At 29.9% G+C, this 12,719-nt stretch carries 11 protein-coding genes, 1 pseudogene and 1 riboswitch; of the genes and pseudogenes, 3 read left to right on the forward strand and 9 right to left on the reverse strand.

The window, feature by feature from the left end:
• Positions 1-10: 10 nt before the first annotated feature.
• The 9 genes and pseudogenes from HLB29_RS03915 to HLB29_RS03950 form a co-directional block, all read right to left on the reverse strand.
• Positions 11-664 carry a methionine ABC transporter permease gene (locus HLB29_RS03915; protein ID WP_330604388.1) on the reverse strand — a complete coding sequence of 218 codons (654 nt, stop codon included), beginning with the start codon at positions 662-664 and terminating at the stop codon, positions 11-13.
• A complete protein-coding gene (locus HLB29_RS03920; RefSeq protein WP_185623853.1) occupies positions 654-1,622 on the reverse strand; it encodes a methionine ABC transporter ATP-binding protein in 969 nt (322 codons plus the stop codon). Before HLB29_RS03920 ends, HLB29_RS03915 begins: the two co-directional genes overlap by 11 nt.
• A 139-nt stretch (positions 1,623-1,761) precedes the next feature.
• Positions 1,762-1,862, reverse strand: a riboswitch (SAM riboswitch).
• A 166-nt stretch (positions 1,863-2,028) separates the two neighbouring features.
• Entirely contained in the window at positions 2,029-2,364 is a 336-nt protein-coding gene (locus tag HLB29_RS03925) for a hypothetical protein (protein WP_185623854.1), read from the reverse strand.
• 108 nt (positions 2,365-2,472) lie between these two features.
• Positions 2,473-2,665: pseudogene (locus HLB29_RS09670) on the reverse strand (transposase); the annotation flags it as partial.
• Between the two features lie 255 nt (positions 2,666-2,920).
• Complete coding sequence (locus HLB29_RS03930; RefSeq protein ID WP_185623855.1) at positions 2,921-3,301, reverse strand: hypothetical protein; 381 nt, start codon at positions 3,299-3,301, stop codon at positions 2,921-2,923.
• A 207-nt stretch (positions 3,302-3,508) separates the two neighbouring features.
• Complete coding sequence (gene brnQ / locus HLB29_RS03935) at positions 3,509-4,813, reverse strand: branched-chain amino acid transport system II carrier protein (protein ID WP_185623856.1); 1,305 nt, start codon at positions 4,811-4,813, stop codon at positions 3,509-3,511.
• Positions 4,814-5,173: 360 nt separating this feature from the next.
• Complete coding sequence (gene clpB, locus HLB29_RS03940; protein ID WP_185623857.1) at positions 5,174-7,768, reverse strand: ATP-dependent chaperone ClpB; 2,595 nt, start codon at positions 7,766-7,768, stop codon at positions 5,174-5,176.
• 60 nt (positions 7,769-7,828) lie between these two features.
• Positions 7,829-8,419, reverse strand: a complete 591-nt coding sequence (locus HLB29_RS03945; RefSeq protein WP_185623858.1) for a hypothetical protein — start codon at positions 8,417-8,419, stop codon at positions 7,829-7,831.
• 4 nt (positions 8,420-8,423) lie between these two features.
• Positions 8,424-8,852 carry a replication/maintenance protein RepL gene (locus HLB29_RS03950; protein WP_185623859.1) on the reverse strand — a complete coding sequence of 143 codons (429 nt, stop codon included), beginning with the start codon at positions 8,850-8,852 and terminating at the stop codon, positions 8,424-8,426.
• Positions 8,853-9,166: 314 nt separating this feature from the next.
• Here HLB29_RS03950 and HLB29_RS03955 point away from each other — a divergent pair, with 314 nt between their 5' ends.
• The 3 genes from HLB29_RS03955 (at position 9,167) to ispG (ending at position 12,591) form a co-directional block, all read left to right on the forward strand.
• Positions 9,167-10,369: a 1-deoxy-D-xylulose-5-phosphate reductoisomerase gene (locus HLB29_RS03955; RefSeq protein WP_185623860.1), complete on the forward strand. Its 1,203-nt coding sequence runs from the start codon at positions 9,167-9,169 to the stop codon at positions 10,367-10,369.
• Complete coding sequence (gene rseP / locus HLB29_RS03960) at positions 10,369-11,382, forward strand: RIP metalloprotease RseP (protein WP_185623861.1); 1,014 nt, start codon at positions 10,369-10,371, stop codon at positions 11,380-11,382. Before HLB29_RS03955 ends, rseP begins: the two co-directional genes overlap by 1 nt.
• Positions 11,383-11,520: 138 nt before the next feature.
• Positions 11,521-12,591 carry a flavodoxin-dependent (E)-4-hydroxy-3-methylbut-2-enyl-diphosphate synthase gene (gene ispG, locus HLB29_RS03965; protein WP_185623862.1) on the forward strand — a complete coding sequence of 357 codons (1,071 nt, stop codon included), beginning with the start codon at positions 11,521-11,523 and terminating at the stop codon, positions 12,589-12,591.
• Positions 12,592-12,719: the final 128 nt, after the last annotated feature.

The raw sequence follows: 12,719 nt of genomic DNA on the forward strand, positions 1-12,719 counted from the left end.
AATTTATAAATTATTTTATTTTTTTGTAAAGCAAATCACCCAATACTTGTATAATCTGCACTACTATAATAATTACTATTACTGTAAATATCATAACATTTTTGTCAAAAGAGCTATAACCATATTGCAATGCAACATTACCCAATCCACCGGCTCCGACAGCACCTGCCATAGCCGTATAACCTATTATAGAAATAATTGCTAATGTAATACCATTGACTATCGATGGAAGTGCTTCCTTTACCATCACTTTAAAAATAATTTGAGTATTTGTTGCACCAAATGATTTTGCCGCTTCAATCAATCCCTTATCAACTTCGTACAAAGAACTTTCAATTAATCTAGCTATAAAAGGAGCTGCACCAACTGTCAAAGGTACCAAAGCAGCAGTTTCACCTATACTTGTACCTGCAATCAGTCTTGTAATAGGTATCATTGCGACTATAAGTATCATAAACGGAAAACTCCTAAATGCATTTACAATAACTCCCAATACCGTGTTCACTGTTCTATTTGGCTTTAATCCATCATCTTTTGTAACTACTAAAACTATTGCTATAAAAAAACCTAAAATTGATGCAATAATTGTCGTTACAAAAGTCATGTAAAAAGTTTGCACTAAAGCCGGTGGTAATAAAGTTGATACATATTCATTAAAGTTCATCATCTACCTCCTGCCATCTCATATTTTTTTTATTTAGATATTCCTTTACCTGTTCTACATATCCATCAGGAATATTTATTATCAAAGAACCTAATATATCTTCTCTAAATTTCTCTAATTTCCCAAAAACAATTGAAACATCTACATTTAACTCCCTTGCCATTCCCGTTATTATTGCATCATTTGATCTATCATTAGTAAACAATAACTTAAGATTCTTGCCTTCCGGTAAAACAATACTTTCTTCTCCGAGCAATTTTCTAAGAGGTTTTGTATTGCTTAAAAAAATTTCCTCGGTTTCTCCTATTTGGAGTACTTCTCCTTTATCCATAATCGCTGTCCTAGTGCAAATTTGTTTGATTACTTCCATTTGATGAGTTACAACTACAATGGTAATCCCCAACTTTTCATTAATCTCCTGTAAAAGTGATAAGATTGAATTAGTTGTTTTAGGATCCAAAGCCGATGTAGCTTCATCACATAATAGAACTCTAGGTTTCATAGTAAGAGCTCTTGCAATAGCCACTCTTTGCTTTTGACCACCACTTAAGTTTCGAGGTTTTTCATTCTTTTTATCAAGAATTCCAACCAAATCAAGCAGTTTTTCTACTCTCTCTTTTATTTCTGACTTTTTATACCCAAAACATTCCATAGGAAGAGCTACATTTTGAAAAACTGTCATTCTTTCTAACAGTGAAAAATGCTGAAAAATCATACCTAAATTTTTTCTCATTTCTCTCAATTCACTATCATTTAGGGACATGATATTTTTTCCGTCAACTACTATGTCACCATTATCAAAGGATTCCAGACGATTAATACATCTAAGCAGAGTTGATTTTCCAGCACCACTATGCCCTATTATTCCAAATATTTCCCCTTCATTAATAGTGAAATCTACATCTTTCAAGACTCGATAATCTCCATAGTATTTATTGACATTTTTTATTTCAATCATCTTTATCTCCTTTCGTACATTATTTTATATTTTTAAATACCCTAAAAAACTTTTTTTACTTTATAAATTTAAGTTTTCAGAAAAAATTTTAAGTAATAAAAAAAGCCTGGAGTAAAATCCTACCCAGACACAGAAATTTTACTCATCTTTCAGCCTAATGCTGCTGGAATTAGCACCTTGATTTAAATCTCAGGTTGCCGGGTTTCGTAGGGCCAGTCCCTCCACCTCTCTTGATAAGAGTTATTTATTTACTTATTGTTTAATATCATATACCTTTTGACTAAATTTGTCAATACAATTCAAAAAATATCTAAATTGTTATAAAATTGCTTTTTTTAGAATTTGTATTTTTATATCAATATAATAAATTAACAACTAGTAATTAAAAAATATCTTTTTGATAAAATTACATAGTTTTGAATAGAATATATATATTGTATATGATTCCTGCAACAACTAAAAAAGCCATTACATAGTCTATATATAAACTGAATTTGCCATCTTTTTGCTTATTGATTTTTGAAGAATTGTAAATTCCATATAACATCAATACAAGACCAAAAATAGCAAGAATCCTGGAATAAATCGCAGCATTTATATATCTGGAATAAAACATAATTAAAAAACCTATCCCTAACATAAAAGTTGTATTCTTTGTTAGATCTTTATTATTTGATTTTTCTTCTTGTTGTTTATTGTTTACTTTATAGTATGGCTTTTCTTTCTTTTTATTTTTCGACATAATACACCTCCTAAAATATTATATCATAAAGTAAAAAAGAAATCCACCAGCGCAGCTGATAGTTCTTTATTATCAGTTATTAAGACTATCTACTTGCAATATCAACTAATAGCCTCTACACCAAAATTGACATCCTCTATATTTATATTTTAAATCCCCAAATTTTTCATATATCATTATACTACTTTTTCTTTCAAAAATCCTATGAAACTCAATACAATCATTTTAATCAAAATTTCTATAAACATATGTACATGATATCTATACATACTTCTGCCTGTGTTATACTAAAACATTTCCAAATTATTTATATTGTTTAGATAACGATCGCACAGATCTAATACAATTTAATGTGATGAGAATGTAAAAAAGAAACTCTAGTAAAAAACAAAATATTGGCAAAACTGGAATTACGACAAAAATTATGATAGATTCGTCTGTCTTAATAATAAAAATAATGTAGAGCTTAAAAAATACTCAATAAAATATGATACTTCCTCTTAGCGATTTATTCAGTTTATATTACTTCATTTATATTACTTCAATAAATCCGGATTTATTCTTTTAAAGATAATCTCATTGAATTTATTGGAAATACTTCTAAAACAAAATGTTCTTCACTGACTTCAGTACTTGGATAAGAATATGCAATACGAATATTAAAATTTCCAATATGATATGAATTGTAATTTGAATAAACTCCAAAAACAATATACTGAACTCCAATATAGTCAAGCATTCCATTCTCATCTGGTTCAAGGCTCATAACCTCAAAAGGTTTTTTGATGTCAACACCGTACCTTTCCAACCATACTGCTAATTCAGAAAATTCTTTTCTTGCCTTCAAATAGTATAACTTACAATATGCACAGTCACATAACAAATCTGATGACAATAAATTATAGTACTCTCTGGTTTTAACTAAGTCTATTTTCACAATAAACCTCCTATAAATACTAATTCTCTAAATTGATATTATTTCATTATAAATTTAAGGTTAAGAGTTCTACTAAAAAAAAGGATTAGTATTATGAAAAAAGACAACATCAAGGATACTATATGTATCCAAGATGCTGTCATATAGATTTTCAGATTTTATTCATCAACGTTAGTTGACAAATAACTCTTAATTTCAACTATTTAATTAGGCATTTTTCTTAGATGGAATAAATTTACCTACTATTCCAGCGATTACAACTGGTATTAACCAGAAGAATCCAAACTGTCCACCTGGCCAGTTATTCATTGTATCAACAAAAGCTTTTAATCCTTCGTTGTTTGCAAATGGTTTTAATGATGGTAATACAGATATAAATCCTAGTATTAACGCAACCCATATAGTAACCTTGAATATGTTATCATTTTTAATTTTATCATTAAACATACCAAGGAATATATAAACAACAACTGCTGGATATATAGTCAATAACACTGGCAATGCCATAGATATAATTGTATCAACCCCAAAATTTGATATAAATGCTGAGAATACGCATACAATTACAACAGTCCATTCATACTTGATTTTACCCTTTGATAAATCTCTGAAATAGTTACCACAAGATGAAGTAAGCCCTATAGCAGTTGTCAAACAAGCTAAAGCAACTATTACTGCAAGAATAACTTTACCTGCTCCGCCTAATATTCCTTCAGTAATCGAAACAACAAGTGCTGTTCTTTCAACAGTGTTATCATATAATGGAGATACAGTAGCTCCAAGATAAGCAAGACCGCCATATACAAGTGCAAGTCCCACAACTGCTATTACACCAGAAAGAATAGTGGCTTTTATCATCACAGCCTTTTCAGTATAACCTTTTTGTTTAATAGAATTAATCACTATTCCTGCAAATATACAAGCAGCAAGAGCATCCATAGTATTGTAACCATCCTTTATACCGCTTACGAAAACGTTATCCACAAGAAGTCTGTCAAGGGGTTGACCAAGAGGACTTACAATTCCTTTTACGATTAATACTGCCAAACAAACTAATAACGCTGGTGTAAGGAAAGCTCCCACTATATCAACAACCTTAGAAGGTTTAATAGTAAGTACAAATACAACAATGAAGAATATTATTGAGAATAATACCGGACTTACACCTGCACCTAATGTAGGTTTTATACCTATTTCAAAAGTTGTAGCAGCAGTTCTTGGTATTGCTAGAAATGGTCCAATACAAAGAATCATTAATGTGCCTATAGCTATACCTATTTTCTTACCTGCTCTCGTAAATAGTGCTTCCATGTCACCATCAGTTCTAGTAAGTGCTATAACTCCTAATAACGCAAGACCACCATCTGCAAATAAGAAAGCAATGAATCCTGTAAACCAACTAGTCCCTGATAGTACACCTAAATAAGGTGGGAAGATAAGGTTACCTGCTCCAAAGAACATTGCAAATAATGCAAATCCTATTACTAGAGCATCTTTCAATTTGATGTTCATTTTGATTCCTCCTTTATTATTTCATATTAAATTAATATTTCATATTTAGTATACAGTTAATGTTCAGTATTGTCAAACAATTCTTTATATTAAATTATTTTATAACAATTTATAATAATTCCTAATTATTTTCATAAAAAAAAGAGGATAAATATTCCTTACTTATCCTCTTGAAAAAACAGTGTAATATATTTTTTTTTTAAACAAATCATCATATTGTATGCAATACACAAAATAAGAAGCATTTTATGTTATTATTTTGTCATTTTTTACTCTTTTTTTCGTTAATATATTAACTATATTTTATTTAAACAAAATATTGCATTATACTTATTTTTTCAACAGCATTTGTTGTTTTTTTTATTTTTTTGAAATATAAACTTCCCCATCTCTTGATTCTATCAATATAGTATCTCCTTGTAATATATTACCAGAAATAATTTTTCTTGCTATCATTGTTTCTAAAGTATTGTTAATATATCTCTTTATAGGCCTTGCTCCATATACCGGATTGTAAGAAATTCTAACAATTTCTTCTTTAGCCCCATCACTTATCTCAAGTTTTATATCTCTATCTGCAAGTCTGTTTCTCAAGCCAGAAACAAATATATCAATAATTTTACTTATTTCTTCTTTATCAAGTGGTTTGAACATTATTATATCATCCAGCCTGTTTAAAAATTCTGGTTTAAATCTATTTCTCATCATTTGCATTACATTATTATTTACTTCATCCGTTATATTCCCTCCTGATTCCAATAATATATGGCTACCTATATTCGAAGTCATAATAATTAATGTATTTTTAAAATCGACTGTTTTACCTTTATTATCTGTTAATCTACCGTCATCCAAAATCTGTAAAAACATGTTAAATACATCTTCATGTGCTTTTTCGATTTCATCAAATAATATTACGGAATATGGTTTTCTTCTGACAGCTTCTGTTAACTGACCCCCCTCTTCATATCCGACATATCCTGGAGGTGGTCCGACTAATCTGGATATACTATGTTTTTCCATATATTCGGACATGTCTATTCTGATTATTGAATCCTCACTATCAAATAATTCTCTGGCAAGAGACTTTGCAAGCTCTGTTTTGCCCACTCCTGTAGGACCTAAAAAGATGAATGAGCCTATTGGTCTATTTAAATCACTTAAACCTGCCCTTGATCTCAATATTGCATCTGATACTGCCGTTACAGCTTCATCCTGACCTATTACTCTCTCATGCAAAATGTTTTCAAGATTTAATAACTTTTCTCTTTCGGTTTCCACTAATTTAGATACCGGAATTCCAGTCCATTTAGATATAATATCTGCTATTTCATTTTCAGTAACGCTCTCCTTTAGTAGTGAGTTTTCTCCCCCTTGAGATATCTCATTTTCGAATTTTTCTATCTGTTCCTCCAGTGATGGAATTTCTCCGAACTTAACCTCGGCTGCTTTATTAAAATCATATTCTCTTTCATATCTCTCAGCTCTTGCTTTCGCATCATCCAGCTTTTCTTTAAGATTTTTCATCTCCATCAGCTTGCTTTTTTCATTTTCATATTTCGAAGTAAGACTGTCATTTTCCTCTTTTAAATCAGCCAATTCTTTTTCTAATTCTTCCAATCTGATTTTTGATTTTTCATCATTTTCTATTAAAAGAGCTTCTCTCTCTGTTTCAAGAGTAAATAATCTTCTTCTCACAATATCAAGTTCAGTAGGTAATGAATCTATTTCACTTCTTATCATAGCTCCAGCTTCATCAACCAAATCAATTGCCTTATCTGGCAAAAATCTATCTTGTATATATCTATCGGACAACTTTGCAGCAGCTACAATTGCATTATCGTGAATTCTGATTCCATGGTGTATTTCAAATCTTTCTTTAAGTCCTCTTAATATCGAAATGGTATCTTCTACACTTGGCTCATCCACTATTACCGGCTGGAACCTTCTTTCAAGTGCCTTGTCTTTTTCGATATATTTTCTATATTCATCAAAAGTTGTAGCACCGATACAATTTAGCTCACCTCTAGCCAACATAGGCTTAATTAAATTTCCTGCATCCATAGACCCTTCAGTTTTTCCCGCTCCTACTATTGTATGGATTTCATCTATAAAAAGTATTATTTTACCGTCCGAGCTTGATACCTCTTTTAAAACGGCTTTTAATCTCTCTTCAAACTCACCTCTATACTTAGCTCCGGCTATAAGTGCTCCCATATCCAGTGAATATACTATTTTGTTTTTCAAACCTTCAGGAACATCACCTTTTACGATCCTTTGAGCCAATCCTTCTACAATTGCTGTTTTACCTACTCCCGGTTCTCCTATAAGAACGGGATTATTTTTGGTACGTCTTGATAAAATTCTTATTGCTCTTCTTATTTCTTCATCTCTTCCTATTACCGGATCTAATTTATTATCCTGAGCCAATTTCACCAAATTTGTACCATATTTGGAAAGAGCATCAAATGTTCCCTCCGGATCTTGTGTATCAACCCTCTGATTTCCTCTAACTTCATGAAGAATATTTAAAAATTCTTGTTTTATTATTCCAAACTGTTTAAAAATTCTTCCTATATTACTATTTGCTTCAATATCAAATATAGCAAGCATCAAATGTTCAACACTGATATACGAGTCTTTAAAATCATGAGATATTTCTTCTGCTTTTACTAATATTTCATTAATTTTTCGTGTTGCCTGAACTCCTTGAGCACTTGCAGCTTCGCCTGTTACTCTCGGAAGCTTATTAATCTCATTTTTCAAAGCATTTAGTAACGTATCAATACTTATATTCATTTTCTTTAAAATGCTTGGTATTAATCCATCTTCTTGTTCAATTAACGAATATACCAAATGAATTGAATCCACTTGTTGATTATTGTTTTTCACAGCTTCTGAAAAAGCCGAATTCAAAGCATTCTGTACTCTTAATGTCATTTTTTCTACATTCATAATTATCTTCCTTTCTTTTCATTAATTTAATCTTATAAATACAACTCAAACTATATAATGTTAATCTCGCACAATTATCGATCTTCTCAAATCAAGTATACTATCTATTAAATCCTCTCCTTTATCAGGGTTAAAACTTAAATTTAATTTAAACGTATTCGCGTAATTCAAAAAATCCAAATCGCTATTAGTATTGGCTATCATATAGACATCCTCAATTAACAAGTTTCTTTCTCCAATCACCATTTTATTGCATATGTCAATAAATTCTTCTCTATAATCTATTAAGTATCTGCTATTAAATAAATCATACTTTATTTCTATGATATTATTAATAATCTTCATAATATATGAATTAATTTTATCGTACACTATATCATCCGAATATATAGATATTTCATCAAATATATATTGTCCAAAAATTGGATGTACATTTTTCTTCAGCTTAACTACATAATTATCAGGCAAAGAAAATTCCAATTTCCAGTAATTTGAATTTTCTTTTTGTAACACTATAACTTTTCTACTATCTAAATTAGTCTCAAAATCCTGAAGTGAGCATAGAAAATTGTCAATATTAAACATATCAACTCGATTTTCAAAAAATGAGTCAAACCACTTCATTATTTCCCTATCAAATTTTAACCTCACATAATCACTTCTTTCTCTTTTTAAGTTCATTGCTATCTTTATGCTTTGTATATTCCTTTATCAACTTGTCCCTCTCATATTTCGACCCTTTATATGATACCAACGGATTAATCATATAAAGTCCATTTCGTATTTTCACCAAAAAATCTTTTTCACCGTATTCTACAAACATAACAGAAAGACCGGTTTTTGGATAATCAAGAGTTTCTGAAAACTCATCAAGCGTCATATATATCTTATTATCCTTATCCATCAAACTTATCAATATCATTGGAATTAAGGATTTCTTGGGCATTTTATCGCAAAAGACTTTTATATAATTTTCAGGAGAGATATTTAAAAATCTATTTCCTCTCCCAAAAGATTCTATATTTCTACTTTCAGTCATATCATCAATAATAAATTCTCTTGGATTTTTTTTCAGTTCGAACATTTTTATCACATCCTTTAAATATACTATATATACTAAAATCCATAAAGTCAACATCTCTTTTTTCAATTTATATTATTTCAATATATATTAATATATCAAAATAATATATTTTTATTTAGTAGTTTAATTGAAATTAAATATTTTAGTATATTTATAGAAAAAATTCAAATTTTTTATTAATCTAATTCAAATTGATACTAAATTATATATAGTATTATCATTTTTTTAAACATTATATAACCGCGTTTATTAAGCAATAGTTTAGGTATCCTATGGTATAATTAATTTGAATATTTATAATAGGAAGTGAGTAAATGGATAAAAATTCGATTAATATAAAAAATATATCTATTTTAGGATCGACAGGTTCTATCGGTAGACAAACTCTAGATGTTATTAGAAATAATTCCGGTTATTTCAGAGTAATTGGGCTTAGCACAAATAAAAATATAGATTTACTTTTAGAACAAATCAAGGAATTTAGACCTAAAATGGTTACTATTTTCGATAAGGATTCATATCAAAAATTTTTAAAGTACAAAAAAAATCAAGAATTTGCCGAATTACTTGATAACATAAAAATTCTAAATGGACTTGATGGCTTAGTAGAAATCGCCAAATCTAAAGAAATATCTATTTTAGTAACTGCAGTTGTGGGTATGATAGGATTACTACCTACTATAGAAGCAATTAAAAATTCTACTACAATTGCACTTGCAAATAAAGAAACCCTTGTGACCGCCGGGAAAATAGTCATGGAACAGGCAAGAAAATTTAAGGCTTCTATTATTCCTATAGATAGCGAACACAGTGCTATTTTCCAATGTTTAAATGGAGAATCCGGCAATAAAATAGATAAGATATTACTTACTGCCTCTGGTGGACCTTTTAGGGGAAAAACGACAGATGAACTTGAAAACGTAACAAAAAAAGATGCTTTAAATCATCCAAATTGGATTATGGGGCAAAAAATAACTATTGATTCATCGACATTGATGAATAAGGGATTAGAGGTAATTGAGGCAAAATGGTTATTTGATGTAGATCCTGATGATATAATAGTCCATGTTCATCCACAAAGTATAATCCATTCAATGGTTCAATTTAAAGATACATCAGTTATTGCTCAATTAGGTTGTCCTGATATGAGAGTTCCTATCCAATACGCTCTTACATATCCAAAAAGAGTCGATAACAATTACGAAAAATTAGATCTTTTTAAAATATCTAATTTGACATTCGAAAAACCTGATTTAAATGTTTTTCCATGTCTAAAAATTGCATATGATTGTCTAAAACACGGGGGAACAGACTGCACAGTAATGAACGCTGCAAATGAAGTTCTTGTCGAAATGTTTCTAGATGATTTAATCAAATTTTATGATATACCTAAATATATTCAATTGGCAATTGACAAACACGAATATATAGAAAATCCCACTTTATCTGAAATAATAGATACTGATAAATGGACTAGAGATTTTATAAATGACTATTTAAAAAGGAAGGTGAATTAATGAATATTATTGCTGCTATTTTAGTATTTGGCTTAATAATTTTTATACACGAACTTGGACATTTCTACTTTGCAAAAAAAGCTGGAGTAACAATACATGAATTTGCAATAGGTATGGGACCAGCAATTTTTAAAAAAGAAAAAAATGGAACTTTATATTCTATAAGATTATTTCCGGTAGGTGGTTTTGTTGCTATGGAGGGTGAGGATGAAGAATCAAACGATCCGAATTCTTTTGGTAAAAAGACTATCAAAGAAAGATTTTTATCTATATTTGCCGGACCGATGGCAAATATTATACTTTGTATAGTGTTGTTAATACCATTTTTCTTTTTTAGAGGGACTCCAACTACTACTTTTGATACTGTTATTAAAAATAGTCCGGCATACAACGTCGGTTTCAAAAAAGGTGATAGAATTATATCTATTGACAATAGAAAAATAAATAACTTTGAAGAACTTGGAACAATAATTGGAAATTCCAATGGTAACGAAATGAAAATAAAATATGAAAGAAATGGAAAAATAGAAAATAAATCTATATCTGCAGAAAAACAATCCGGCAAATATGTTATAGGAATCAAACCGACTAGTGAAAAAAATCCTCTAAAAGCTATTAAGCAAGCATTTGTATCTACATATGTAATTTCGAAAACTATGTTAGTTTTCCTATGGCAACTTATTACCGGTCAACTTTCGGGCAAAGTAATGGATACTGTATCAGGACCTGTCGGAGTTGTAAATATGGTTTCAAATGCTGCGACAACAGGTATTCTCAATCTGGTATTTATGACTGCTTTAATAAGTCTTAATATAGGCATAATGAATCTTCTTCCTATACCAGCTCTTGATGGTTGGAGAATTCTTATGTTAATGATAGAAAAAATAAGAAAGGGCAAAAAAATTCCTGCAAAAATAGAAGGTTATATTAATGGAATTGGTCTGATTGCTCTACTTTCATTTATGGTATTTATCACTTATGCGGATATTATGAAACTAATATTCAAAAAGTAATTATGTTTTATTAAAGCATTTTCAGGATAATTATTATATGTAACAGTTCATTGTACTAATTGGTCGATTAGTTGTATCACATATTAATCAATCGATTAGTACAATTTTTTGAACTGAAAATAGAAAGAAGGTAATTTTATGAACTATACTAGAAAACCAAGCAGACAGGTTATGGTTGGTAACGTTAAAATAGGCGGAAATGCCCCCATAGCAGTTCAGTCTATGACAAATACTGATACAAGAGATGCCGAATCAACAATAGATCAAATAAACAGGCTTACACACGCGGGTTGTGATATAGTTAGAATTGCTGTTCCTGATTTAACCGCAGCTAAAAACATTGGAAAAATAAAGAAAAAAATAACTATACCATTAGTCGCCGATATACATTTTGATTATAGGTTGGCTTTAGAAGCTATAAATCAAGGAATTGATGCAATAAGAATTAACCCGGGAAATATCGGTAATATAGAAAAAACTAAAGCAGTAGTTGAAGCCTGCAAAATTAATAATATTCCCATCAGAATAGGTGTAAACGGCGGATCACTTGAAAAAAAACTACTGGAGAAATTCGGTGGTGCAACTCCGGAAGCGATGGTAGAATCAGCACTCACACATATAAAAATTCTTGAGGATCTCAATTTTAATGATATAGTGATATCCCTGAAGAGTTCTGATATCTTAACATCGGTTGCTGCTTATAGATTGATGTCTTCGAAAGTAGACTATCCTTTACATTTAGGAATTACAGAGGCCGGTGGAATAAAAAAAGGTACTATTAAGTCATCAATAGGTATCGGATCTCTTTTAGTTGATGGAATTGGTGATACTATAAGAATATCACTTACAGGAGATCCTGTTGAAGAAGTAAATGTCGGAAAAGAAATTCTAAGAAGTATTGGCCTTCTTAATGATAGAATAAAAATCGTTTCTTGCCCGACCTGTGGAAGATGCCAAATTGATTTAATAAAATTAGCCGGACAAGTTGAAAAAAAAATAGAACATATAGAAAAAAATATGACTGTTGCAATAATGGGATGTGCAGTAAACGGACCCGGGGAAGCACGTGAAGCAGATATCGGTATCGCTGGTGGTGATGGTATTGGTCTTCTATTTAAAAAAGGTGAGATTATTAAAAGAATTCCTCAAGAAGAAATAGTAGATACCCTACTTGACGAAATACTAAAAAATGAAATCAATATGGAGTAATTATTAAAATTTTATTTTTATATTTCCTAATAATATAAAAGGCAAATTTAAGTAAGAATAATCTTAATTAAATTTGCCTTTTTATGTATTAAAAAAACCAAAAAATTTAAACATATTAAACTTAATAA

Source organism: Peptostreptococcus canis, from assembly GCF_014229965.1.
GTDB classification, from domain to species: Bacteria; Bacillota; Clostridia; order Peptostreptococcales; family Peptostreptococcaceae; genus Peptostreptococcus; species Peptostreptococcus canis.

Bases quoted from the DNA above. Each gene is read 5' to 3' on its own strand.
- brnQ (WP_185623856.1), bottom strand. From the start codon at position 4,813: ATGAACATCAAATTGAAAGATGCTCTAGTAATAGGATTTGCATTATTT.
- ispG (WP_185623862.1), top strand. From the start codon at position 11,521: ATGAACTATACTAGAAAACCAAGCAGACAGGTTATGGTTGGTAACGTT.
- rseP (WP_185623861.1), top strand. From the start codon at position 10,369: ATGAATATTATTGCTGCTATTTTAGTATTTGGCTTAATAATTTTTATA.
- HLB29_RS03920 (WP_185623853.1), bottom strand. From the start codon at position 1,622: ATGATTGAAATAAAAAATGTCAATAAATACTATGGAGATTATCGAGTC.
- HLB29_RS03915 (WP_330604388.1), bottom strand. From the start codon at position 664: ATGAACTTTAATGAATATGTATCAACTTTATTACCACCGGCTTTAGTG.
- HLB29_RS03955 (WP_185623860.1), top strand. From the start codon at position 9,167: ATGGATAAAAATTCGATTAATATAAAAAATATATCTATTTTAGGATCG.
- clpB (WP_185623857.1), bottom strand. From the start codon at position 7,768: ATGAATGTAGAAAAAATGACATTAAGAGTACAGAATGCTTTGAATTCG.
- HLB29_RS03950 (WP_185623859.1), bottom strand. From the start codon at position 8,852: ATGTTCGAACTGAAAAAAAATCCAAGAGAATTTATTATTGATGATATG.
- HLB29_RS03925 (WP_185623854.1), bottom strand. From the start codon at position 2,364: ATGTCGAAAAATAAAAAGAAAGAAAAGCCATACTATAAAGTAAACAAT.